Origin of the sequence: Arthrobacter sp. MAHUQ-56 (genome assembly GCF_019710585.1) — a bacterium.
Taxonomy (GTDB): domain Bacteria; phylum Actinomycetota; class Actinomycetes; order Actinomycetales; family Micrococcaceae; genus Arthrobacter.
Map to the genome: position 1 here is coordinate 36,154 of NZ_JAIFZQ010000007.1, position 23,091 is coordinate 59,244.

Here is a 23,091-nt window from a genome sequence, read left to right on the forward strand (position 1 = left end):
CCGCCTCAGGGTCACCGCGCGTCGAATCGAGATGAGTCACTCAGTGAACGTCCCTGTGAGGTCGACGCAGAGGCCGTTGCCGAACTTGTACTCCAGCAGCCTACGTCGGTGCATCTGATGCACGGCCACGCCCGGAGCTATGCCGATTTCCCGGGCTTTTTCAGCGATCTCGCCATCGTAGAACAAACCACGAAACTGTGAGACGCCAGCCTCGCCGAAGAGGAGGTCCATTGCGAACGCGTTGGCACCCTTCTCGGCTTCGCTGCCGCGCTTCTTCTCACTGCTGTATTCCAGATGCATCTCGCCTCGGGGGTCGTTAAGAACATGGCCGATTTCGTGGAACAGCGTCCAGATCACGAACCCGTCCTTACCCCAGCGTCCTGTCTGCTGGATAACGGGTACTCGCTTATCGATCCAACGGGTCATGCCGAGCAGGGGGAGCTTTTTCGGTGGCTCAACCACCATAAAGACGACGCCGACGTCGGCGAGCATGTTCGCAATGTCGCGGAGCATAGTGGAGTCGGGCGTTGCGGCCCGCGCGCGGAGGTCGGGCAGGGCTGCCCGCAGCCGGTCAGGATCATAGTCGAAACTGCGCCCGCGCTCGAACGGCTCTGCAAGCTCAGCGGCCCTTAGCCAGATCGTTAGGAGAGACCGGTCGAGCGTTGCTCCCGAGTCCTTCAGGGCTGCCAGCGCGTAGTCGCCGGTGGCCGCTTCCTCGTGCAGATGGAGGTAGGCCTCCCACGTTCCACAGCGGTGAAAGGCAAGGAAATCCGACACGAGCTTCCCTGGTGACCGCCTGGTGGCTGCGGTAGCACCGATGCCGCGGAGGTAGGTGATCGCGGACGACGCGACCTCGTCCGCGTGACCGGCGAGTCGCTCCTCGTCAGCAATCCGTGCGAGATCGGCCCTGTACAGCGCCTCGTACTTGAGCCACGTTTTGGCGGGGATCCCGACGACGCGCTCGAGGCGCATTGCGGTATCGCTAGTGATCGGCGCACGGCCGTTGATGATCTCGTTAACCTGCTTGCGACTGCTTCCGAGGAGCTCGGCCACGCGCTGCTGGGAAAGGCTATGATCGTCAATCCATTCCTCCAGGTACTCCCCGGGAGCGACGGCGTAGTTGGTGGCGGCCATGGTGTCTCCTTCCTTAGTGGTAGTCCTCGATGTCGACAACGGTCGCATCGACAGCGCTCAAGGAGTTGGGCGTCGGTTCCACAAGGAGTCGCCAGTTGCCGCTGAGCTCGCCAGCCCAGGTCCCGGCGCGCTTACCCTTGAGATCGTGCCACGCTCCTCCGGGGTCGTCCTCGGGTAGGTCGCCAAATGTGTCTGAGTTCTCGAGCGCCTTGATTCGAAGGCGGAGCTTTTTCTTCAAATCCGGCCGCTTCTTCTGCATCTCGCGTTCGTCGGTGCACAGCTTCTCGAGCTTGTTGTCCTTGTACTGTACTTTCAAGTATATGTCACCGATCTCGTTACAGTCTATGCGCGCCTCGCTAATCTTATGCCCGGATTTGTCCTATCTGAGGTTGCGCCACGCCAAGGGCGGCCTTGCGCGGCCATAACCATTCCAGCTTTCAGGCGACTTGGATCGCCCGGAAGGCAGCTACGGCGTAGCGAATTGGGAGGAGACTCAATCGATTGTAGTTAGGTAGAGCGTGTCGACGGAGACCAGTCAAGGAGGCCCTTTTTAACGCCGCACGCAGGCCGGGATCCGCTGACCTGGAAAGCTCCACCGTAAACACCCACAGCAGCACGTCCTCGCCTGGCACGTACCAGTCCCGTTCCGGCGCACGGCGGAAGCCCAGCGACTCGTACAGGGCGTGGGCACGTTCCATGAAGGTGGCGCTGGTGATGCTGATCGCCTTGATGCCGGGCAGCTGCTGCGCGTGCTCCGTAATCTCCTGCACCACCGCCCGGCCGACACCGCCGCCCTGGCGCGCAGGGTCAACGGCCAGCATCCGGAATTCCAGCTCCCCGTCCCGGGCGACTTCGCTGTACGGCTGGCCGGCGAACGTCAGGGTCACCGCCGCGACCACCTTTCCGGCAGCCTCCGCCACCCAGACCTGCGCATGCTCGGCGCGGTGCTCCACATCCTCCAAAACGCTCATGTACGGATGGTCGGCGGCAAAGTGTCCCGCCCGGAGGTACGCGTCGCGGGTGATGCGCCGGACCTCCGCAAAGTCCGCCGGCACCGCCCGCCGGAATTCAACAGTCACGAGGAAGCGCCCGAAACCGCGGCGGTCCGCTCCACGTAGTGGCCCAGCTGTGCCAAATCCGGCTGTGACGACGGCTCACCCACGGCATCCCCGCCGACGGCATTAGCCACGGCCAGAGCCCGGGTGTAGTCCAGTCCGCTCCGCAGCGCCAGGACCAGGGCGGCACAGAACGCGTCACCCGCGCCCACGGTGTTCGCCACCGCCACCGCAGCAGACGGTGCTTCGGCCACCTTGCGGCCATGCTCGAACATCGCCGAACCATCCTTTCCGTACGTCACCGCCACCAGCTTCGCCTCCGCGAGTGCCGGGATCAGGGCGTACTCGCTCTCGTTGACGATCACCAGGTCGCACCGCTCCAGCAGCTCCGCCGGCAGGTCCATGGCCGGCGCCGCGTTCAGCACAAAGAACCCCTGCGCCTTCCGGGCAGCCTCCATCACCACGGGCAGGCCCACCTCGAGCTGGCACAGCACCGTCTCGTCGGGGGAGAACTCCACCCCGTCCAGCGACAGGTGCGAGTTGGCCCCCGGGCACACCACAATCTGGTTCTCGCCCTCTCGGTCCACCACGATCAGCGCCGTCCCGGTCGGCTCCGGCAAGACTGCCACGTCGGAGGTGTCCACGCCGGCAGCAGCCAGCGCATCCAGCATCCGCTGCCCGGACGCGTCCTTGCCCACGGCGCCGACCATCCGGGCACTGCCGACAAGGCGCGCCGCGGCCGCGGCCTGGTTGGCGCCCTTGCCGCCGGGCTGCTCGGACAGGACGGCGCCGCCGATGGTTTCGCCCGCGGTCGGAAGCCGCTCGGCGGTGGCGATCAGGTCCAGGTTGATGCTGCCGACCACGGTGACGGCAGGACGTGTTGTGTTCATGGGAAAACTCTCTGAAGGGGGAGGGCCGGAAGCGGCCGGGCTTTCGAAAAAGTGTAGCGCACGGTTGTACTTGTGCGTCATACATGGTTGTATAACAACTCGAATCGCTACGAAAGACGATCCCTTCTGCTCGAACAAAGGAGTTTGATGTGAACACCCCGACCCCCGCCACAGCCGCGCCTCCCGCCCAAGGAGGCGCCGCCGTCGTAGTCCCCGACGACGACGCCACCAAGCTCTCCGGCCGCCGCGCCGCCCAGCTGATCTCCACCCTGCTGTTGGGCGTGCTGTCCTTCCAGCTGAACGCCAGCATGGTCACCCCCGCGCTGCCGCAGATCGCCGCGAGCTTTGGCGAAAGCGCGGACAGCGCCGCCCCCATCCAGTCCATGTTCTTCCTGGCCGGCGCCATCGCCGGGCCCGTGATCGGCCGGTGGAGCGACTTCATCGGCCGCCGCACCGCGCTGCTGCTGGTGCTGGGCATCATGGGCGCCGGCACCATCCTCTGCATCGCCGCGCCCACCCTGCCGCTGCTGGTCACCGGCCGATTCCTGCAGGGCGTCTCCAGCGCCGTGTTCGCGCTCGCCTACATCGTGCTCAGCGAGAACCTGCAGGCGAAGGTCTTCGGCACCTCCGTGGGCATCATCGCCGCCATCAACGGCGGGATCGGCGGCGTGGACGGCTACGTGGGCGGGCTCATGGCCGAGACCCTCGGCTTCCGGTCCATCTTCGTCGTCGTCCTCGTCCTCACCGCCATCGCCGCTCTCTGCATTTTCCGCCTGGTGCCCGCCGGACGGCCTGCCGGGGTGCGCGGCGCCATGGACTGGTGGGGCGCCGGCTCCCTCTCGCTGTTCCTGGTGTTCCTGACGTACTTCGTGTCCGACGGTTCGGCCGCCGGCTGGACCTCGCCCACCGCCCTGGCCCTGCTGGCCGGCACTGTTTTGTCCTTTGCCGGATTCTGGTTCATCGAGAAGCGCCGCAGCCACCCGCTCATCGCCGTGCACCACCTGCGCTCCCGCCAGGTGTGGCCGGTCATCGCCACCACCGTCCTCACCCTGGCCGGCATCTTCGCGGTCATCAACTTCACCGTGGTGCTGCTGAGCCAGGATTCCGACGGCGGCTTCGGGCTTTCCGCCTCCATCTCGGCTTTGCTGTTCCTCACTCCCGCCGCGCTGATTGGCGTCTTTGCCGCGCCTTTGGCGGGCTGGCTGGCGGACCGGCGCGGGTGGGTGCGTATCTTGCGTTTGGGGACTTCGCTGAGCCTGGTGTGCGCCGTGGTGGCCGCCGTGTTTTCGTCCAGCCCCGTGGCCGTGTTTATTGCCATTGCGTGCCTGGGGATCTTCTACAACGGCTTCTTCCTGACCGCCATCAACGGACTCTCGGTGCTGCTCTCGCCGAAGGAGGCCCCGGCGGCGCTGCCCGGCATCAACGGTGCGTCGTTCGGGATCGGGGCGAGCCTCGGCGTCGTGCTCGTGGCACCGTTCGCCGCCCAGGCCACGGCCGCCGGGTACGCCACCGCCCTCTGGATCTCGGTGGGCATCACCGCCGCCGCGTTCATCGTCAGCCTCTTCGTCGCCGCCCCCAAGGGCGAGACGGTCTAACCCCTCTTATCTCATCTAAGGAAATCTATTGTGACTGCCCCCGTTTACCTGGACTGCGACACCGGCATCGACGACGCCCTCGCCCTGGCCTACCTGCTCGCCTCTCCGCTTGCCTCCGTGGTGGGGATCGGGACGGTCAGCGGGAACGTGAGTGCTGCGGTTGGCGCCCGGAATACTTTGGACCTGCTTTCGTTGGCCGGTGCCGGTGCCGCTTCCGTGCCGGTGGCTGTGGGCGCCCACGATCCTCTTGCTGGTTCTTTTGGCGGCGGGTCGCCGTGGGTGCACGGGTCCAATGGCATTGGTGAGGTTTCGCTTGCTCCTGCTGCCGCTTCTGTTGTTGCCGAGTCCGCGGCGGAGATGCTGGTGCGGCTGGCCCGTGCCTATCCCGGTACGTTGCGGGTGGTGGCGATCGGGCCGCTGACGAACATTGCCGAGGCCTTGCGGCTGGAGCCTGCGCTGCCGTCCCTGGTGGAGTCGGTGACCGTGATGGGCGGGGCCGCGCTGGCGCCGGGGAACATCACGCCCGTGGCCGAGGCGAACATCTGGCACGACCCCGAGGCCGCCGCCCTGGTGCTGGCCGCCGACTGGGACGTCACCCTGGTGCCCCTGGACGTGACCATGGCGTCTGTGCTGGAGGAGTCACACCGGCAAGCTCTGCTGGCCTCTGCTGCGCCGGTGCCGCGGGCATTGGGGGAGATGCTGGGCTACTACTTCCGGTTCTACGAGGGCATCTACGGCCGGCCCTGCTCCGCCATGCACGATCCTCTCGCGGCGGCGCTCGCCGTTGGCGCCGTTAAGCCTGCGCTGGCACCTGTGGTGCGTGCCGCCGTCGACACCTCCGACGGGCCCGGCCGCGGGCAGACCGTGTGCGACATGCGCGGCCTGCACGCCGGGTACCCGGAGGTGAAGGGCGCGCGGTGCCGTGTGGTGCTCTCGCTCGAGGAGGACGTCGCCCCGCACCTGGTGGAGACGCTGCTGGGGCACTTCGAAAGTGTTGGCACAGACAGTACGACGCCGGGAGTGCAGCAGGTGCCGGTGGTTGCCTGAGCCGGCAGGCGGGTCGGGACCGGACAGGATTGAGCGTTGCGCACCGGTCCCGGGCGGCACAGACTTAAATCCCAATGACGCGGCCCGCGCCCTGCCCCCGGCTCCCGGATGCGGAAGGATGGCTCATGAGTGACGTAGTAGACAAGCTGGCGGCCGCACTGAATGGCCACGACCTCGAAGCGGCGGCAGCGCTTATCCACGAGCACTACCGCAGCGAACAGCCAGCCCACCCCGGCAAGCGATGCTTGCCGGCATTCCCGATTTCCGCGCTGACCTGATCCGATCCGTGGATGACGGCGACACCACGTGGAGCGAATGGTCCTGGTCAGGACACCGCGTTGACGGCCAGGACTTCCAGGTCCGCGGAGTGACGCTCTTCGAGATCAGCAACGGCCAAATCACCGCCGGCAGGCTCTATCTGGAGGACGTCGAGCAGGAAGCCGTAGGCATCGACGAGGCCGTACAGAGGCTGTCCGGATTGCGGCCGGACCGCGTCGAGCGGCCCGACCGGACGGACCGCTGATTCAGTCCCCTGCTGGCGACGGCGGGAGTGCAGCAGGTGCCGCCGGCCCCGTGGATGATGCATGGGACAGGACTGCGACCATATTCCCGCGCCGGGCTTAGCGATTAGACGCAGGTCACTGGCAGGTGCAAGGGTGGACGGGTGGATGCCGACATCAACTTCTACTTCGACCCGGTCTGCCCTTTTGCCTGGATGACCAGCAAGTGGGTGCGCATGGTGCAGGCGCAGCGCGGATACACCGTGCACTGGCGGTTTATCTCGTTGCGTCAGATTAACGCCGCGGTCGACTATGACGCCCATTTCCCGCCTGAGTACGAGGCCGGACACACGGCCGGCCTCCGGCTGCTGCGCGTGGCGGCCAAGGCCCGAGCAGAGCACGGCCCCGAGTCGGTTGCCCAGCTGTACGAGGCATTCGGGACGCACATCTTCGAAGCTGCCCCGGACACGGACAACCTGCCCACCGAGCTCGCGGTGCGTGAGCGGCGCGGGACGCGGGAGTTCGTGGAGCCGATCCTCGCCGAGGCCGGCCTGCCCCTGCAGCTGGCGGAGGCGCTGGACGACGAGTCCTGGGACCGCGAGATCCGGCAGGAGACGGATGAGGCGCTGGGACTGACGGGCAAGGATGTGGGCACGCCCATCATCCATTTCGAGCCGCCCACCGGGGTGGCCTTCTTTGGGCCGGTGATCAGCCGGCTTCCGGACGAAGAGTCGGCCGCCGAGCTGTGGGACCACGTGGTGGGGCTGGCACGCTTCCCTGGGTTCGCCGAGCTCAAGCGAAGCCTGCGTGAGCAGCCTCAGCTGCCCGCCTTCGGAGTCACCGCCGGTGCGGTAGGCCGGCAGGAGGACTGGCACGGCGGCAGCCGGCGGCAGAAGAAGTGACCCCCAGTAAGAGTGACTCTCAGTAAGGATGGACCCATGAACCAGAGCAGCACCCGCACACATCAGGAGTCCGTTACGGTCCATGCATCGGCCGGGACGGTCTACGACTTGGTCTCCGACATCACCCGAACCGGCGAGTGGAGCCCGGTTTGTACATCCTGCTGGTGGGACGACGAGAACAGCGCCGGCCACGTCGGTGCCTGGTTCACGGGGCGCAACGAGCTGCCCCACCGGACCTGGGAGACGCGGTCGCAGGTAGTGGCCGCCGAGCGCGGCCGCGAGTTCGCCTGGGTGGTGGGCGGCAAGTTCGTCCGCTGGAGCTTCACCATGGCCCCGGCTGATGCGGGGACCACCCTCACCGAGTCGTGGGAATTCCTTCCGGAAGGGATCGCCATGTTCGAGGAGAAGTTCGGTGACCAGGCCCCGGAGCAGATCGCTGACCGAACCCAGCAGGCGCTCCACGGCATCCCGGTAACGCTCGCCGCGATCAAGCAGATCGCCGAGTCCGTCGCTGCAGATCAGGTCGCTGCAGATCAGGAGGTCCGGTCCTAGGACTGGAACTGCTGCATCACCGAGAGGTGGCCGGCACGGGCAGCGATGAGGCATTTGGCCAGGTAGAACGGCCGGTTCGCGTGCCGGACGTACTGCGTCAGCACCAGGACCGGGTCGGACGGGCGGAGGTCCAGCAGTTTTGCCCGGCTGGGCCCCACCTGGCTGAGGCTGATCTGGCACTCGCGGGGCCGGCGAGGCGTCCCAGCTGGTTGTTGAGCGTGGCAAGTAAGGTGGTGCCGCCATCGTCCTCTATCTCGAGGGGCGCGGCGGCGCCCTTGCCGAAGCTGACCGGCTGGGCGGTGACGTTCTCCTGCAGGTGGGCGATGGCCTCACCGTCGCGGATGAGGACGGATTCCCAGAGCCAGCAGTCGGTGCCTGGCACGACGCCGATGCCGGGGGCGACGAATTCGGAGGCGGCCTGACGCAGCGCCTGGGTGCGCTTGACCTCGAGCGTCTTCCCGGGCCCTTCGAGGACTTCCTCGAAGGGCCGGATGCGTTCGATGCCGATGCGGGGGAGCGTGTCCGAGACGAAGCGTCCCACACCGCGGCGGGCCCGGATCAGCCCGTCCTCTTCGAGGAGCATGAGGGCTTCGCGGACCACCGTGCGGCTGACCTTCATGTCGGCACCGAGCTCGGTTTCGGTGGGGATCATGGAACCGGGGGTGAGCAGGCCATTACGGATCGCCTCGGCGATGCGCGAATAAACCGCCACGCGCAACGGCGAGCCGGGCTGGGCTGCCACCGGTTGGGACAGGAACCGGGCGGCGTCCTGGTGCACGATTGGCCTCGCTTATTAGTGACTGGTTTTAGGCTTCCAGCCTAGAACAAGTAGCACGTGTTTGTTGGACAACAAGGGTTGCATAAGCCTGCCAGTCGCCCAGAGAGTCTCTCCTGGGCATACGCACTTCTCGGATGAGGCATACCGCTCAAAAGTAGCTCCAGCTGTAACGCCTTTCCAGTACTAAGAGGAGGGATGAGTGGTTCGAGCGGAAAATGGGACGCTGGCAGGCGTTTTGGGACGGATGAGTTGATCCAGAGACGGACTGCAGCTTGCAGGCACAGTCTGATTAGAAAAGGGTCGGCGGATTTCCGGCAACGTCCTTCCGTTTTCTCGAGGCCTTTGCGCTCAGGGGCACGAATTTCTCCGAGGAAGGCAGAGACTCATAGAGTGCGGAGGCCTTCTCTGCGACATCTGCGGCGGACGACTTGAGATAATCAGCGGCGATGTGTGGGCGGACCCAGTCAAGCTCGACCATACGTTGGAGGACCTTACTTGTTATGGCCCGTGCATCCGGAACCCTCTCGAGCGAGACGGCGATGTCATGCTTGTGGTCCAGCAGGGGTAGGGGCGCTTGCCGAATACGAATCACTCGAAACCCGGCGTCCCAAAGCTTTTTCGTTTTTGAGGCGTCGCGTTGTTCATGCGATTTTCCCTGGTGAGAATAGGAGCCATCAAACTCGACTACAAGCTTCAGTGATTCGATGAAAATGTCCACGGTATGCGGTCGGTTGTGGCCCAGATCAAGCCGCTTCTGTATTTGAGGGTCCACTTCTCCCGGGAAGGCTGCCTCGAACTCACATGCGAGTGCGACGTCGATTTTGGACCTCACTGCCGGTGCACACCATTTACAGCCATCCTGATCCCGTGCGCGACCAACGACAGAGCTTGACCAGATATGCTCAGCGTTTTGGGGGCACACCCACCAAACACGGCGACTGCTTCCTACGGACACATCTGCGGGTGTAAGTTTTCCGTTTTTGGTTGGATGCCATTGTTGGGCCAGCTGAGGTCGGTTGATGCTTAAGCGGTTCTCATTGGTGGGGTGCCTGCCACTGCAGAAGGGGCAGCCTGCTCCGTCTGCCGGACGGGAACTGACGACAGCCTCCCACCTGTGCGATGCGTCTTTTCGACAAATCCAGGATGCTCTGTAGTCGCTTCCGTAAGCGACCTCGCGTGGTCCTTTTGCATTTCGGGGGTCCCACTCCATCGCTAAGAGCGGCCTCACGCCAGCGACACTATTGGAATCGTTGACCTTCTTTCCAGCACAGAACGGACACCCGCCACCGCGAAATCGCGCGGCCGGAGAAGCTTGGTAGTCATGGCTGCTATCTTTCGGGCATATCCACCACACCTTGCGGTTAGATTGGGGCGTCGTGTTAGTGATAGACATGCCTAGCTGCGTCCAATTTCGCTGGTGGTGCCATGTAGCTGCAAGGTCTGGACGCGCCTCGGCCAAGTTGTTTTCATCGGTGGCCTTCATTCCACTGCAAGCCCCGCAGCCGTGACCTTTTGCCCGTACATACGGCGTCGTTAGCCACGTGTGGCCCTTTTCGCAAATCCACCACACCTTCCTGTTGCTTCCCGGACGCACATGTGTCGGGGGAAATGCATTCTTATCTTTGTCCCATTGCGCCGCGATGGCGGGAAGAAGGTGCGCCAGGGATCTCTCACCCTCATCGCGAACAAGGTTCTTCCGCTTCGGGTTTGCGTTATGGGCGGATAAAGCATTGTCGTTTGTGGTCACTTTGCCTTCTTGTCAGGGCGTCATCGAGGTAGAGATGGTGGAAACTGGCAGACTAATGGCTTGTCCGAGGAGGTGCATACGCAAATCCGGGCGGCGCGCCCCTCTTCTTCTGACATCGTGTTGACTGGTCGGTTAGGCGAGCGGCTGCCGTTCGCCCACGCTGACCGAGGCCGACGGCGGCAGGTACTCCCGCCGTCGTCGTTCCATCCGCCGCTGCTGGCCTGGCGACGGGATGTTCGCACGCTTGGCGCGGTTACATCTGGCACAGGCCGCGACAAAGTTCTGCAGGCTGGTGGAACCGCCCTTGGACCACGGAAAAAAGTGGTCGCCGTGCTCGGCCGGTCTGCCGCAGCGCCGCCCGAACCCGGCTTCCAACTCGCACAGGCCGCCGGCGCGGGCCATCCCTTCGCGGCGCTGCTGGCGGGTGAAACGCCGCACCGGATCCCGGCGTCGGACATCGCGGCCGGTGACGACGGCAGCGGCAATGCCCAGCACCACGAGGGCCACGCCGGGGACTGCCACCGCGGCGACGACGCCCTCGAACAGGCCGCGCAACACCCCGGCCGTGGAGGACGGCCCCGCTCCGACAGCGGGTGCTGGCTTCGAGCTGAGCGCCGACACCACCGCCACAGCGAGCCAAACCATCACCGCCGTGTAGGCCAGGCGAAGGCCCTGCCGTGTCCAATAAATGCGGCCGAGATCCGGCATGGATTCCCCCAATTCCCTTGCGCCGGAACCCGCTGGTCCCGGACATCAAAGGAATCCTATAGACAGAGCGAGGCCCGGTGTCCCAGGTTTGGCCCAGTTTTCGCTGAGTTTCCGTATGCGGTCACGGGGGCAAGGCTGTGGCCGGTCAGGGTATGCGGAACAGCGGCGCTTCGGCAGTGGGCACGTCCTTGTCAGGAATTTCCCCCGGGAGCAAACCAGGCCTACGGAATCCTTGGGGCGTGGCAGGGCGGGAAGCCATGGATGGGCCTGGTGCCAGGAATGAGTTCATCGTCGTCAGCGGGGAGGCGGCGGGGAACAGGCTTGTGATTCCGCGCGGGGAGGTCACCGTGGGCAGCCAGGACGGCTCCCGGCTCCGCCTGCCGGCCTACGGTGTCAGCCGCCACCACGCCCTCCTGAGCTCCGTCGACGGCCGGACCATCCTCACCGACCAGCAGTCCCGGAACGGCAGCTGGGTGAACGGGCACCGCATCACCTCACCCACGGAACTGGCGCACGGGGACCTGGTCCAGTTCGGCGAGGTCAGCTTGCGGTTCATCGACAGGAACGCCGACGGCGGCACGCCCCGGGAGGACGGCGGCGCGCCCCGGGAGGGCGCCGGCAAGGACACCGCGAAGCCGGGCCCGCAGCAGCCCAAAGAGCGGCTGGGCACGGCGCTGATGTTCGCCGCGGGCATCAACGTCATTGGGCTCCTGGGGAACAGCCTCACCTCCTTCCTCACCGAACTGACGCCCACCTGGACCTGGTTCGCCACGCCGCTCGTCGGACTGCTGGTGGCCCTGGCCATCGAAATGCTCGGGTTCTACCGGAAGAACCAGGCCGCCGCGAGGCAGCAGCCCGCCAGCCACGGCCACGCGCCCCAGGCCGGGCCGCGGGCGGAGGCCCAAGCCGGGCCCCGGCCCGAACCCCGTGCCGAGCCCCGGCGGCCGCTCGCCGCAACGGTGCTGCTGACGCTGCTGCTGCTCGGCGGCGGCGGTTGGCTGGTCACCGCCGGGGCGAGCTACGCCGTCGGCTATTTCTCCGGCAACGAAAGCGGCGTGCAGCGGCTGGAACGCCAGGTGGTGGCGGAGGCGCAGGGGGTGCGGGTGACCATCCTGGGCGTCCAGAGCACGGCGCACTTCACCCGCGCGGAGATCCTGGTGAACAACGGGACCACCAGCACCATCACCCTGCCGCTGTTCCAGAACGCCATGCTCACCGGACCGGACGGCACCACGTACGACGCCGACTCCTTCCGCAGCAACTGGCAACCCCAGATACCGCCCGGCGGGCAGCGGAAGGGCACCCTCAATTTCGAAAGCCAGCTGCCGGAAGGGGCAACAACGGTGTCGCTGAGCTTCGCCACCGTCTTTGTCCAAGGCTTTGACGGCCCCAGGACCATTACGGTTCCGGACATCCGCCTGAAACCGCTGGCCGGGTCGGAACCGGCGGCGCAAAGCCACCAGGATGCCGGCCGATAAACCGTTGCCGCCCGGCCTACCGCCCCTCCGACCGGCCCGGAACCTGCTGCTGGCTGCTGGTCCATTTGGCGTGCTCCTGCGAGATCAGGCCCTCGATCCGCTCAGCCAGCTGCTGGTGCCGGTCCGCGCGCAGGTAGGGCCCCGCCTTGGCCAGGTACAGGTACCGTTCGTGCTTGAGCGCCTCGGCGGTGGAGCGGTAGGTGATCCACCGCTCCTGGAACTGGTAGAGGTGCTGGGCGCCCTCGAGGACCACGATGACGGCGGCCAGCGCGCCGGTCACCAGCACCGGGCTGCCCACGCCGGCCACAACCGGCAGGGCCGCGGCCACCGCCAGTTCCAGCAGCTTGAGCCACTTGTACCGGCGCTGGTTGTCGCTGCTCCTGGTGTCGTACCAGTGGATCTGGTCCTCCAGCCGGTCCCACGTCGGGTCTTCAGGGGCAGGCCGGGGCACGGCCGCGATCGCCTGTGCCGGTCCCGGATCATCCTCGCGGCGCACCATCGGCTTCCCCTTTCCACTGCAGCTTGCTACTGGGCCAGGACGAAGAACACCTGCCACTTATCCGGGCAGAAGCGTTCCCCGGTCAGCACGTAACAGGGCCACATCTCCCAGCTCCCGGAGCTGTTGAGCAGCACCCGGCCCTGCGCGTTGACGGTTTCCCCGGGCGCTAGGGCCCGGCCTTCATTCATGTCCTCGGTATCGTGATGGTTTCCCGACGCATCCCGCACTCCCACGAACGTGTACTCCAGCTGCAGCGGCTGGTCGGTAGTGTTCGTCAGCGCATAGCTCACCGTGACCGTGTCGCCCACCCGGGGAGCGGCCGGATCACGCCGGCTGGTGGCCTGCAGCCCGGAAAGGCGGATCCCGTCCCCGCTCGTGACGGGCGAACTGTCGACGTCGATGCCGCCGCCCCCTGCCTGGACCGGAGCCTGCCCCTCCGCAGGGTTGGCGCTGGGTGAGGGTTTCTGGAGGCTGGTGACCAGGAGGACCACCAGCAGGATCACAACGACGACGGCGGCCGTCCCGCCCAGGATGAGCGTCCGGGGAGAGAACCGTCCCCGTTTCCGGGGCAGCGCCTCCCGGCCCCCAGGCGCGCTGTCGCTCGCTCCCGTTGCGGCCGCCGTCGGGCCCTGCTCCTCCGCGGTGCCCTGTTCTCCCGCGGTGTCCTGGCTCCTCCGCATCTCTGCGAGCGTCCCGTCCAGCACCTTGAACAGCCGGCTGGTATCAAACTCAAACCGGGCGGGACTGAACTCCAGGGCCTGCCGGCGCACCAGCTTCGCAATGCTTCCGGGCAGCTCATCGGCGCGGGGCATCCGCGCCCCATCCACCAGGATGGGGATCACCCGCACATTGCGCGTCAGGGCCGCCTGGACCTCCAGGCGCACAAAGTCGTCGGGATCGTCGAGCCTGCGCCGGCCACCGTCGTCGGCGATGGTTGTCCACTCGTCGCCGATCAGCACCAGCACCACGTCGCAGGAGCCGACTGCCCTGGTGATGGCCTCCACGAAGTCGTCGCCGAGCTGGATGGAGTCGACGTCCTTGAAGACCTGGCCGCCGCCGTAGCGGTCAGCCAGCCGGTCGTACAGCCAGCCGGCAGGGTACGCGGTCTCCTCGCGCCGGTAACTGATGAAGATCCGGCCCGACGCGGCGGGGGTGGAAGCAGCCATGGCGCACGCCTTTACGACCAAGCCCAGACCCCGAGGGCATTAGAGCGCTGCGGGCGTTACTGGCGCGTTACAGCCCGGGGGAGGGGTCCACGTTCGTCGACGCCGCACCAGCCGGCGATGAACAGGGCGATGCTCTTGGTGATCCGGCGGACGGATTCCACCGAGACGCGCTCGTCAAACCCGTGGATCGACTCGGACACGGGGCCGTACACCAGCGCCGGCGTATCCGCGTAGAGGGCAAAGACCCGGCCGTCGAGGTAGCCCGGTGTGGTGAAGCTTTCCAGCCCGCGGCCGAACACCTGCGCGTGGGTGCGCTCCAGCAGTGTTTCGGCCTCGCTCCCGGGCTCCAGCACGTAGCCTTCCGAGAAGAAACCCGTCCGGACGCCGACGGCGTTGATGGGCGCCGGGCCGTGGCCCAGGGACTCGAGGCACTCCTGGAGTTCGTGCCAGGCCTGCTCCGCGGTGATCCCGGGATAGATTGCGGCGCGCACATCGAACTCGCACCAGGCCGGGACACTGGAAGGCCAGTCGCCGCCCGCGATCCCGCCAAAGTTGAAGTTGATCGGGTGGTCCAGGTCCTCGAAGTAGGGGTGCTGCCCGCGGTCCGCGTTCCACTTCTCCTCCACCTCGCGCAGCGCCGAAATCGCCGTGTAGGCGGCGTCGATGGCGTTGAAGCCGGTGCCCATCTCGCGCGGATGGGTGGGGTTGCCGGTGACCCTGACCCTGAACCAGATCACGCCGACGTTGGCGCGCACCAGCATGTCCTCCTCGGGTTCGGGGATGACGACGGCGTCCGCGCGGTAGCCGCGCATTAGGGCCGACAGCGAGCCGTTGCCGGTGCACTCCTCCTCGACGACGGACTGGAAGTGGATGCGGCCTGCCGGCTCGAACCCGGCGGCGCGGACGGCGTCGAATGCGAAGAGGTTGGCCGCGAGGCCCGCCTTCATGTCGCCGGCGCCGCGGCCGTACAGCCAGCCGTCGATGATCGGTGCGTCCCAGGCGTAGCGGGACCACGCCTCGGACGGGCCTTCGGGCACCACGTCGATGTGGCCGTTGAGGATGAGGGACCTGCCCCGATCGTCGGCCGGACGGTAGGTGCCCACCACGTTGGTCATCCCGTCATAGGAAACCGTCACGGGCCCGAATCCGGGATGGGCCGACAGGTCCTCGGCGTCGAGCTCCCACCGGTCCATCTCCAGGCCGCGGCCGGCCATGGCCCCGTACATCAGGTCCTGGGCGCTGCCCTCCCGGGTGCGCAGCGACGGGTGCTTGACCAGATCCTGGGTGAAGGAAAGCTGGGCGTCGAAGGCGGCATCGACGGCATCCAGGATGCGGCGGGTTTGGTCGTCATTGAGCAAGGTGGTCTCCTAACGGGCAGGGGAGCCGTCCGCCGGACGGCTCCCCTTGGTGATTGGTACCTGTGCTGCCGCAGGTCCGCGGCCGCCTGTGTTAGCTGGCGACGAGCTTCTTGTCCTGGACGCGCAGGCGCTCGCCGAAGAACCCTCCCACGGCGGTCAGCAGGGAGATGATCGCCAGGATCAGGGCCGCACCCCAGGACTGGTTGCCGGAGACGCCCAGCATGGCGGTGGCCAGCAGGGGCATGAAGCCGCTGGTGGCGCCGGCGATGTTGTAGCCCAGGGCCACGCCGGAGTAGCGGAGCTTCGGCGGGAACAGCTCGGTGAGGAGGGCGCCGTTGACGGCATAGGCGACGGCGATGAGCATGATGCCGATGGTGATGGCCAGCGTGATCATCAGCGGGGACTTGGTGTCGATCATCGCGAAGAGGGGGAAGGCCATGACGGCGCTGACGACGCCGCCCCACATGGTGACCTTGCCCGGCCCGATCTTCTCGGCGAGCCGGCCCATGAGGAAGGTGACGCCGATCTGGGCCACTGCGGCAACCAGCGTTGCGTTGACCATCACGTTCCGGTCCACCTTCAGGGTGTTGGAGCCGTAGCTCACCGCGAAGGTGGTGATCATGTAGAAGCCGCCGACGCCGAGCAGGGCGGCGAGTACGGCAATGAGCAGGCGGCCGCCCGCGTGGCGGAACACCTCGAAGGCCGGGACCTTGGCCGTCTCGCCCTGGGCCAGCAGATCCTTGAAGATGGGGGATTCCTCTACCTTGAGGCGGATCCAGAGCGCGATGCCCAGCATCGGGAAGGCCGCCAGGAACGGGATTCGCCAGCCCCAGGCGTCAAAGGCCTCGGACGGGAACAGCAGCACCAGGGAGAAAGCGCCGGAGGCCAGCAGCGTGGCCACAGGCGAGCCGACCTGTACCAGCGCCGCGTACCGGCCGCGCTTTTCGACCGGAGCGTGCTCCACGGCCATGGTTACGGCACCGCCCCACTCGCCGCCGACAGCCAGGCCCTGGACCAGCCGCAGAACCGCGAGCATGGCGGGGGCAGCCAGGCCGATGCTGCCGAAGTCGGGCAGCAGGCCGATGAGGGCCGTGGCAGCGCCGATCATGACGATGGTCATCAGCAGCGCCGGGCGCCGCCCGTAACGGTCGCCGACGAAACCGAAGATGATGGCGCCGATTGGGCGGGCTGCGAAGCCGACGCCGAACGTGGCAAAGGAGGCCAGCAGCGCCGCAGTGGGGTCCATGTTGGTAAAGAAGAGCCTGTTGAAGACAAGCGCCGCGGCCGTGCCGAAGAGGTAGTAGTCGTACCACTCCAGCGCCGTCCCGACGAAGGCGGCACGGGCGATCTTGCCGGCGTCCTTGCCGGAGATGACCGGAGGAGCACCTGCGGCGGGGGTAAGTGAATTTGAGGTCGTCACTGTTTGAGCCCTTTCGAGCGGGTTGAGTTTTACATCCCGGATCCCGCGGCGGTCGAAAGGCCATGCCTGCACTGCAGCGGTGGTTATTCGAGAGTAGATCAGTGATAAAGCCCTAAACAATGACAATATCCACCCACTTTTTGCCGGTTAAATGGGCATCTTCACAAATCAGTCTGTGAACTCGCCGTAGCGGCTGAGGGCAACGAGGGCCCGCGCTGCCTCGGCCGGCACCGTCAGGTCCAGGCCGATGACCTGGTGCAGGCTGTGCAATCGGTTGACCACCGTGTTCCGGTGGCAAAAGAGTTCCTCGGACGTTTCCTTGATGGACCCGGTCCGCGCGTAGCTGCGCGCCACCTGCAGCAGGCGCTGGCGTTCAAGGGGCGTGCACCTGTCCAGGGCATCCTTCACGGGAGCGGAAAAGCCTGGAAACTTCTGTTCCAGGAGCCTGCCGGCAATCCCCATCCAGGCATCCTCCATCGTCGCCAGCCCGGTGCCGCGGCGCTTCTGCTGTGCGAGCACCAGCGCTGACGAGGCGGCGGCCGGGACGGCGGCCAGGCCGGCGACGCCGGACATGTAGCCTGCGGGGAATCCCGGCCCTTCCTCATGCCAGGTCCGTCCTTGGCGCTGCTGGCGGAAGAGATACAGGACCCCCGTGTTCTCGTACAGATAAACGTTGTGGTCCGACTCGAACTGCCGCTGGGCCTGGGGCACGGCGTCCGAGGTAACCGCCAGCACCTCAAAGGTCCCGTTGGCCTGCAGCCCGAGCGCCTCGGCAAGCTCCTGGGCTTCAGCCGGGCTGCCCAGTTCGGCGTTGAACAGCCGGGACAGCAGGCGCTGGCGGTAGAGCTGCTTGTTGCGCGTCAGCCTGGCCTCTTCCTCGGCGTAGGCCTGCTGGATGCTGCTCACATAGCCTTCGACGGCGTCGAGGACGCGGTCCATGTTGGCCACCAGGACGCTGATTCCCTTGTCCCGGGCGACCCGTTCGAGCCCCTTCCAGAGAACACGGAAGTCATTGCGGATTGCTTCAAGGAAGGCGTCCAGGGGGACGCCCTGGCGGGCCCGGCGGGCTGCCACCTCGCGCGGAAGGGTCTGCAGGTCCGGGGGGAGCTCCAGCCCGGCCATCTGGTACAGGAACATGTCCATGGTGTCCGCCGCGGTGCGGTAAACGTCGTCCTGGGGAACCAGTGCTTCACCGTAGGAAATGGCTGAGAAGCGGTCCAGGAAGTCGCTGACGAGCAGGGAGCGTTCCTTCCACAAACTTTCCAGCAGCTCCGTCCACTCCGGTTCCATCGGCCGGCCCGGACGGAACTCGCGGGGTGTGGTGCCGGAAGGGCGGGCGGTAACGCCGTCGTGTGCTGTCATGCATCCATTTTATGCAAACGCCTAAATTTTGGCACCAAGGCCGCGTTTGATGTCTCTTGAAGGCAGCAATCGTACAGAGTTGAATGGACCGCAGCCCCACTTCCAGGCCCCTGACCCGAACCCTTCCGCACGGTTGAAGGGGCCATACCAAAGAGGATTCATGCCCGTCGATCTCCTGATTCGCAACGCCCACATCCTGACCCAGGATGCCTCCCGCCCTGCGGCGACCAGCCTGCTCATCCACGACGGCAAGATTTTCGACGTCGATCCCGACGCCGACCTTGCCAGCCATGCCGCCCTGACCATCGATGCGGCCGGGACCACGATTGTCCCCGGGTTCAACGACGTCCACGCGCACAGTGTGTGGTTCGGCCTCGGCCTCATGGAAGCCAACGCGGGGGCAGCGGCAAGCCTGGACGAGGTGTACCGGATCATCGCCGAGGCCGCAGCCGGGAAGGCCCCCGACGAGTGGGTCATTGCGTCCGGCTACAGCCCGCTGCTGCTCGGCGGCCAACAGCCTGACCGAGACCGGCTGGATGCGGCCGCGGGGGGACGCCCGGTGTGGATCAAGCACTCATCAGGCCATGCCTGCACACTCAACGGCGTGGCACTGGACCTCGTCGCGGCCCAGGCGGACCTCACTGCGCCGATCGACGGCGGCGCCGTGGTGGTGGACGAAAAGGGCCGGCCGACAGGGCTGCTGGAGGAGAATGCCATGCGGCTGGTGCACGACCTCCTGCTTCCCTATCCGCTGGAGACCATTGAGCGCGCGCTGGACCTCGCGACGTCGCACTACCTCTCCGAAGGGATCACCAGCGTCACGGATGCGGGCATCGCCGGCGGCTGGATCGGCTATTCGCCCCGCGAGTTCGCGGCGTACCTGAACGCCCGCGACAAGGGACTGCTCAGCGTCAGGATGCAGCCGATGCTGGTCGTTGATGCCCTCCACGATGTGCCGGGCCATGCCGACGACCCGGCGTCCAGGAGCCTGGACGCCGGAATCCGCACCGGACTGGGGGACGACTGGCTGCGGCTGGGCCCGGTGAAGATCTTCAGCGACGGCTCGCTCCTGGGCAGTACGGCCTACATGACCGAGGAATACGCAGGCTGCACCCACAACCACGGCTACCTGCAGATGGACCCGGACCAGCTGCGCGAATCAGCCCTGGGCGCGTACCGGGCAGGCTGGGCGATCGCGATGCACGCGATCGGCGACCACGCCATTGACCATGCGATCGACATCATCACCGAGGCGCAGGAAAAGTACGGGCTCAATTCACAGCCCAACCGGATCGAGCACGGCGGGGTGGTCCGCCCCGACCAGCTGGACCGGATCGCCAATGCCGGCATCGTGCTGGTCCCGCAGCCGCACTTCATCACGGAATTCGGGGACGGCATGGCCCGCCTGCTGGGCCCCAAACGGACTGCCTGGTCCTATCCCGGCAAGAGTCTGCTGGATCGTGGCGTCACCCTGCCGGGAAGTTCGGACCGCCCGGTGTCCAACGGCCGGCCACTGGACGTCATGCAGTCCTTCGTGGAGCGGCTGACGCCGTCGGGCGAGGTCTACGGGCCGGACGAAAGGATCACCGCAGCCGAGGCGCTGGCCGCGTACACCACGGGGTCGGCCGCGGCGACGGGAACCGGGCACATCAAGGGGCGCCTGGCGCCGGGGTACCTGGCGGACCTGGTGTTCCTCGACCAGGACCCTACCGCCGTCGACCCCTCCAACATCTCCGCCACCCGCGTGCTGGCCACCATGGTGGGCGGGAACATCCGTTTCGGCGCCGACAATCTGCCAGCCCCGGCCCGCGTGGCAGACCTTGAGGCAGCACTGACAGGGAAGGAAACCCCATGAGCACCACCAACGACCAGTTCCTCGCCGACTTCGCCACGATGTCGGGCTTTGGCGCCACCCCCGGCGGCGGCGTGGACCGGCAGGCCGGCACACCGGCCGACCATGGCACCAGGGCCTGGTTCAGTCAATGGCTGGCCGGGCACGGCTACACCGAAGCCGTGGACGAGGCAGGCAACCAGTTCGGCATGGTTGAACTGGTCCCGGGCGCGCCCTACGTGCTGGTCGGCTCGCACCTGGACTCCCAGCCGCTGGCCGGCCGGTACGACGGAGCCTACGGAGTGCTCGCCGCGGCGCACGCCGGTGCCCGCGTCGCGGCGGAAGCCAGGGCCGGAAAGCTGCGGCCCACCTACAACCTGGCGGTCGTGAACTGGTTCAACGAGGAAGGCAGCCGCTTCGCGCCCAGCATGATGGGAAGCGGCGTGTTCACCGGGAAACTGCGCCTCGAGGACGCCCTCGCCACCGCCGATCCCGCAGGGACAACCGTTGCCCAGGCCCTTGCCGCAGGACACGCTGTACCGGACGGGAACGCACCCGTCCTCGCCCAGGTTGCCCGCTACGCCGAAATCCACATTGAGCAGGGCCGGAACCTGGAGGAGAGCGGGACCCAGGTGGGGATCGTGGACAGCACCTGGGCCGCCAGCAAGTACCGGGTGACCGTGGACGGAGCGCAGTCGCACACGGGCGCCACCCGCATGGAGGACCGCCGTGACGCCCTCTTCGGGGCCGCGCTGGTGATCGCCGCCGCACGTGAACTGGCGGCCGAATTCGAGCCCGGGCTGCTGCACACCTCCGTCTCCGAGCTGTATGTCCTGCCGAACTCGCCGGTCACCATCGCCCGGCAGGTGCTGATGAACCTGGACCTGCGCTCCCCGGACGAGTCCGTGCTGGGCCTGGCCATGGAGCGGCTGGGCAAGAGGATCATCGACGCCGGGACGGACTCCCGCACGGACATCCGCCTGGACCTGACGCACAACTGGGGGGTGGTGTCCTACCAGCCCCGGGGGGCAGCCTTGGGCAGGGCCAGCGCGGAGAGCCTTGGCTATACCCACGCGGACGTGATGACCGTGGCCGGGCACGATTCGACCAACATGAAAGACGTGGTTCCCACCGTGATGCTCTTCGTGCCCAGCGTGGAAGGCATATCGCACAACGAGGCTGAGTACACGCACGACGACGACGCGCTGCGGGGCGTCGAGCTCCTCACCGACGTCACGCGGCGCCTTGTCCGGGGCGAGTTGGAAGAGGACTAGCGGGCCGGGCGGGAGGCCGGGTGCCCTCCGAGGCCTAGGCGGTGTTCCGCCCGCCGCTGAGGTCCAGCACCTGCCCGGTGGTGTAACTCGCCTCCGGAGACAGCAGCCAGGCAGCAAGTGAGGCAAACTCCGCCGGTTCGCCCACCCGGCCCATCGGCACCCGGGCCAAAAGCTCTGCGTTGCGCTCCGCGGAAAGGTCCTCCAGGAGCCGTGTCCGGAACATCGACGGCGCCACCGAGTTCACCGTCACCCCGTCCGGCGCGGCCTCCTTGGCGGCCGTCTTCACCAGTGCCACCACGGCTGCCTTCGATGCCGAGTACGCAGCCATGTTGGCGTTGCCCTCACGCGCGGCGATGGAAGCGAGCACGGCGATGCGGCCGTAGCCGGCGCGGCGCATGACGGGAAGCAGTGCGGCAAGGCCGTGGAAACACCCGTCCAGGTTGTTGGCGAACGTCCGTGACCATCCCGCAAACGGCATGTCCTGCACCGCGGTTTCAGGCCCCTGGACCCCGTGGGCAAAGAGCGCACCGTCGATCCGGCCGTGCTGCCCCAGCACCTCGGCCAGTACGGCATCCCACTCCTGCCGCTGCGTGACGTCCAGGCGGAGTGACGTTGCGGGGGCCTCCCCGTTGCCCGTGCCGAGAGCATCGGTGTTGACCACTGTTGCCCCCTCGGCGCGGAGGCGCTCGCTTGCTGCCGACCCCAGGCCTCCGGCCGCCCCGGTCACCAGGACCACCTGGCCCTGGAAGCGGCCGGGCCAAACGGGCGCGGCAGCCGCTGTCCCGTTCGCGCAGGCATAGGTGGCGGCGAAAGTAGCCATGGAAGGTTCCTCTTCATTGAGTCGGAGAGCCGGACCAGTCTTTCGGGGCCAGCTGGGGTGATTCCATGGTGGTAACGCTCTTGAGGCAAGTCCAACACTTATTCGGTCAAGGACTATGTGCAGGAGCCGCATAGTCAGGCCGGCGGGGCCGGGAGCGGTCGGTGGCAATCCGGTCCTTTTGACGCTGGGGCCCGGCTTGGCGCAACACTACGCTGATGCCGTGAGCGACGTGCTGACGCTGAATCCTCCGGTTCAACGCAACGTGGGCGCCAACCGGGCGCTGCATCCGGACCGTCCCTGGATCCGTCTGGTACGCGGCGGCGCCGGACTCGCCATGCTCGCGGCCCTTGGCCAGGAGCTGTACGACGCGACCCAGCCCGGCAACTCCGTCGACATCCCCCAGCTCATCTCCCAGTTCACGTTCCAGTCAAACCTCGTCCTCGGGCTCGTGTTCCTTGTGTCCGCTGCGCGGCCGCGTGCGAGGCTGCCGCAGTGGTGGGATCACCTCTTCGGCGCCCTCGCGTTCTACCTGGTGATGACGGGCATTATCTATGTGGTGCTCGTGGCTCCGCCTGACGAGCCGTGGTGGACGCTGGACCTGTACTGGCCGTGGATGGTCACCCATCGCATCGCACCCCTGGTCGCGGGGCTCGACTGGCTCCTGGTCACGCGCACTGTCCGAGGCCCATGGCGGCGGCCCCTCGTCTGGCTTTGCTACCCGGGGGTGTTCCTGATCTTCTCCTGGGTGCGCGGCGCCCTCGACGGCTGGTACCCCTACGACTTCCTCAACCCGGGGCTCGGCGGCGGCTGGCCGGCGGTCATCGCCACCAGCGCCCTGGTACTCGCCGCGTTTCTCTTGGTCGGCATACTCGTGCACGTCGCCGGCAATGTCCGGGTGGGTCTCGCCCGCGGACCCGGAAAGGAAACCCCTGCCCAGCTGAGTGCTGATTCCACCTAGTTGCCCGGTTACTATGA

Annotated in this window: 21 protein-coding genes and 3 pseudogenes; 10 read left to right on the top strand and 14 right to left on the bottom strand. The window is 66.7% G+C overall.

The annotated features are described in order from the left end of the window. Positions 1-36: 36 nt before the first annotated feature. From K4G53_RS03520 to K4G53_RS03535, 4 genes and pseudogenes are all read right to left on the bottom strand, one after another. On the bottom strand, positions 37-1,134 hold the full coding sequence (locus K4G53_RS03520; RefSeq protein WP_221384127.1) for a HigA family addiction module antitoxin: 1,098 nt from the start codon (positions 1,132-1,134) through the stop codon (positions 37-39). 13 nt (positions 1,135-1,147) lie between these two features. Beyond that, positions 1,148-1,450, bottom strand: a complete 303-nt coding sequence (locus K4G53_RS03525) for a type II toxin-antitoxin system RelE/ParE family toxin (RefSeq protein WP_056393993.1) — start codon at positions 1,448-1,450, stop codon at positions 1,148-1,150. Between the two features lie 271 nt (positions 1,451-1,721). Then, positions 1,722-2,189, bottom strand: a pseudogene (locus K4G53_RS03530) (GNAT family N-acetyltransferase); the annotation flags it as partial. A gap of 20 nt (positions 2,190-2,209) precedes the next feature. After that, positions 2,210-3,079 (bottom strand): ribokinase, encoded by an 870-nt coding sequence (locus tag K4G53_RS03535; protein ID WP_221384129.1) that lies wholly within the window; start codon positions 3,077-3,079, stop codon positions 2,210-2,212. Between the two features lie 149 nt (positions 3,080-3,228). Here K4G53_RS03535 and K4G53_RS03540 point away from each other — a divergent pair, with 149 nt between their 5' ends. From K4G53_RS03540 to K4G53_RS03565, 6 genes are all read left to right on the top strand, one after another. Beyond that, the gene (locus K4G53_RS03540) at positions 3,229-4,674 is read left to right on the top strand and encodes an MFS transporter (protein ID WP_221384130.1); all 1,446 of its coding nucleotides are present in this window, start codon (positions 3,229-3,231) and stop codon (positions 4,672-4,674) included. Positions 4,675-4,704: 30 nt separating this feature from the next. Continuing rightward, complete coding sequence (locus K4G53_RS03545; RefSeq protein WP_221384131.1) at positions 4,705-5,721, top strand: nucleoside hydrolase; 1,017 nt, start codon at positions 4,705-4,707, stop codon at positions 5,719-5,721. Positions 5,722-5,846: 125 nt separating this feature from the next. After that, a complete protein-coding gene (locus K4G53_RS03550) occupies positions 5,847-5,999 on the top strand; it encodes a nuclear transport factor 2 family protein (RefSeq protein WP_221384132.1) in 153 nt (50 codons plus the stop codon). A gap of 8 nt (positions 6,000-6,007) precedes the next feature. Beyond that, positions 6,008-6,244 (top strand): hypothetical protein, encoded by a 237-nt coding sequence (locus tag K4G53_RS03555; protein ID WP_308287809.1) that lies wholly within the window; start codon positions 6,008-6,010, stop codon positions 6,242-6,244. A 141-nt stretch (positions 6,245-6,385) separates the two neighbouring features. Then, complete coding sequence (locus K4G53_RS03560; protein ID WP_221384134.1) at positions 6,386-7,123, top strand: hypothetical protein; 738 nt, start codon at positions 6,386-6,388, stop codon at positions 7,121-7,123. A gap of 36 nt (positions 7,124-7,159) precedes the next feature. Beyond that, positions 7,160-7,675, top strand: a complete 516-nt coding sequence (locus tag K4G53_RS03565; protein ID WP_221384135.1) for an SRPBCC family protein — start codon at positions 7,160-7,162, stop codon at positions 7,673-7,675. On the opposite strand, the pseudogene K4G53_RS03570 reads toward K4G53_RS03565, so the two are convergent. From K4G53_RS03570 to K4G53_RS03580, 4 genes and pseudogenes are all read right to left on the bottom strand, one after another. Continuing rightward, a pseudogene (locus K4G53_RS03570) lies at positions 7,672-8,453 on the bottom strand (GntR family transcriptional regulator). The gene K4G53_RS03565 and the pseudogene K4G53_RS03570 overlap by 4 nt on opposite strands. 289 nt (positions 8,454-8,742) lie before the next feature. Beyond that, complete coding sequence (locus K4G53_RS21425; RefSeq protein ID WP_308287811.1) at positions 8,743-9,285, bottom strand: DUF559 domain-containing protein; 543 nt, start codon at positions 9,283-9,285, stop codon at positions 8,743-8,745. 21 nt (positions 9,286-9,306) lie between these two features. Next, positions 9,307-10,200: pseudogene (locus tag K4G53_RS21510) on the bottom strand (zinc-ribbon domain-containing protein); the annotation flags it as partial. 132 nt (positions 10,201-10,332) lie between these two features. Continuing rightward, positions 10,333-10,908 (bottom strand): HNH endonuclease, encoded by a 576-nt coding sequence (locus tag K4G53_RS03580; RefSeq protein WP_221384137.1) that lies wholly within the window; start codon positions 10,906-10,908, stop codon positions 10,333-10,335. A 239-nt stretch (positions 10,909-11,147) separates the two neighbouring features. On the opposite strand from K4G53_RS03580, the gene K4G53_RS03585 reads away from it, so the two are divergent. Next, complete coding sequence (locus K4G53_RS03585; RefSeq protein ID WP_308287812.1) at positions 11,148-12,386, top strand: FHA domain-containing protein; 1,239 nt, start codon at positions 11,148-11,150, stop codon at positions 12,384-12,386. A gap of 16 nt (positions 12,387-12,402) precedes the next feature. Here K4G53_RS03585 and K4G53_RS03590 read toward each other — a convergent pair whose 3' ends face one another. From K4G53_RS03590 to K4G53_RS03610, 5 genes are all read right to left on the bottom strand, one after another. Then, positions 12,403-12,885: a DUF4231 domain-containing protein gene (locus K4G53_RS03590; RefSeq protein WP_221384139.1), complete on the bottom strand. Its 483-nt coding sequence runs from the start codon at positions 12,883-12,885 to the stop codon at positions 12,403-12,405. Positions 12,886-12,911: 26 nt separating this feature from the next. Then, complete coding sequence (locus K4G53_RS03595; protein WP_221384140.1) at positions 12,912-14,051, bottom strand: toll/interleukin-1 receptor domain-containing protein; 1,140 nt, start codon at positions 14,049-14,051, stop codon at positions 12,912-12,914. 56 nt (positions 14,052-14,107) lie between these two features. Further along, positions 14,108-15,409, bottom strand: a complete 1,302-nt coding sequence (locus K4G53_RS03600) for an ArgE/DapE family deacylase (protein WP_221384141.1) — start codon at positions 15,407-15,409, stop codon at positions 14,108-14,110. 91 nt (positions 15,410-15,500) lie between these two features. Further along, positions 15,501-16,829, bottom strand: coding sequence for an MFS transporter (locus K4G53_RS03605; RefSeq protein WP_221384142.1), 1,329 nt, complete (start codon positions 16,827-16,829; stop codon positions 15,501-15,503). Between the two features lie 168 nt (positions 16,830-16,997). Then, positions 16,998-18,191 (bottom strand): helix-turn-helix domain-containing protein, encoded by a 1,194-nt coding sequence (locus K4G53_RS03610; RefSeq protein ID WP_260323175.1) that lies wholly within the window; start codon positions 18,189-18,191, stop codon positions 16,998-17,000. 160 nt (positions 18,192-18,351) lie between these two features. On the opposite strand from K4G53_RS03610, the gene K4G53_RS03615 reads away from it, so the two are divergent. Together K4G53_RS03615 and K4G53_RS03620 are read left to right on the top strand one after the other, a co-directional pair. Beyond that, positions 18,352-20,046, top strand: a complete 1,695-nt coding sequence (locus K4G53_RS03615; protein ID WP_221384143.1) for an amidohydrolase — start codon at positions 18,352-18,354, stop codon at positions 20,044-20,046. Then, positions 20,043-21,296 carry a M20 family metallo-hydrolase gene (locus tag K4G53_RS03620; RefSeq protein ID WP_221384144.1) on the top strand — a complete coding sequence of 418 codons (1,254 nt, stop codon included), beginning with the start codon at positions 20,043-20,045 and terminating at the stop codon, positions 21,294-21,296. Before K4G53_RS03615 ends, K4G53_RS03620 begins: the two co-directional genes overlap by 4 nt. 34 nt (positions 21,297-21,330) lie before the next feature. On the opposite strand, the gene K4G53_RS03625 is transcribed toward K4G53_RS03620, so the two are convergent. After that, a complete protein-coding gene (locus K4G53_RS03625; protein WP_221384145.1) occupies positions 21,331-22,116 on the bottom strand; it encodes an SDR family NAD(P)-dependent oxidoreductase in 786 nt (261 codons plus the stop codon). 220 nt (positions 22,117-22,336) lie between these two features. Between K4G53_RS03625 and K4G53_RS03630 the strand changes: the two genes are divergently transcribed. Beyond that, positions 22,337-23,074, top strand: coding sequence for a Pr6Pr family membrane protein (locus tag K4G53_RS03630; RefSeq protein ID WP_221384146.1), 738 nt, complete (start codon positions 22,337-22,339; stop codon positions 23,072-23,074). The last annotated feature ends 17 nt before the right edge of the window (positions 23,075-23,091 follow it).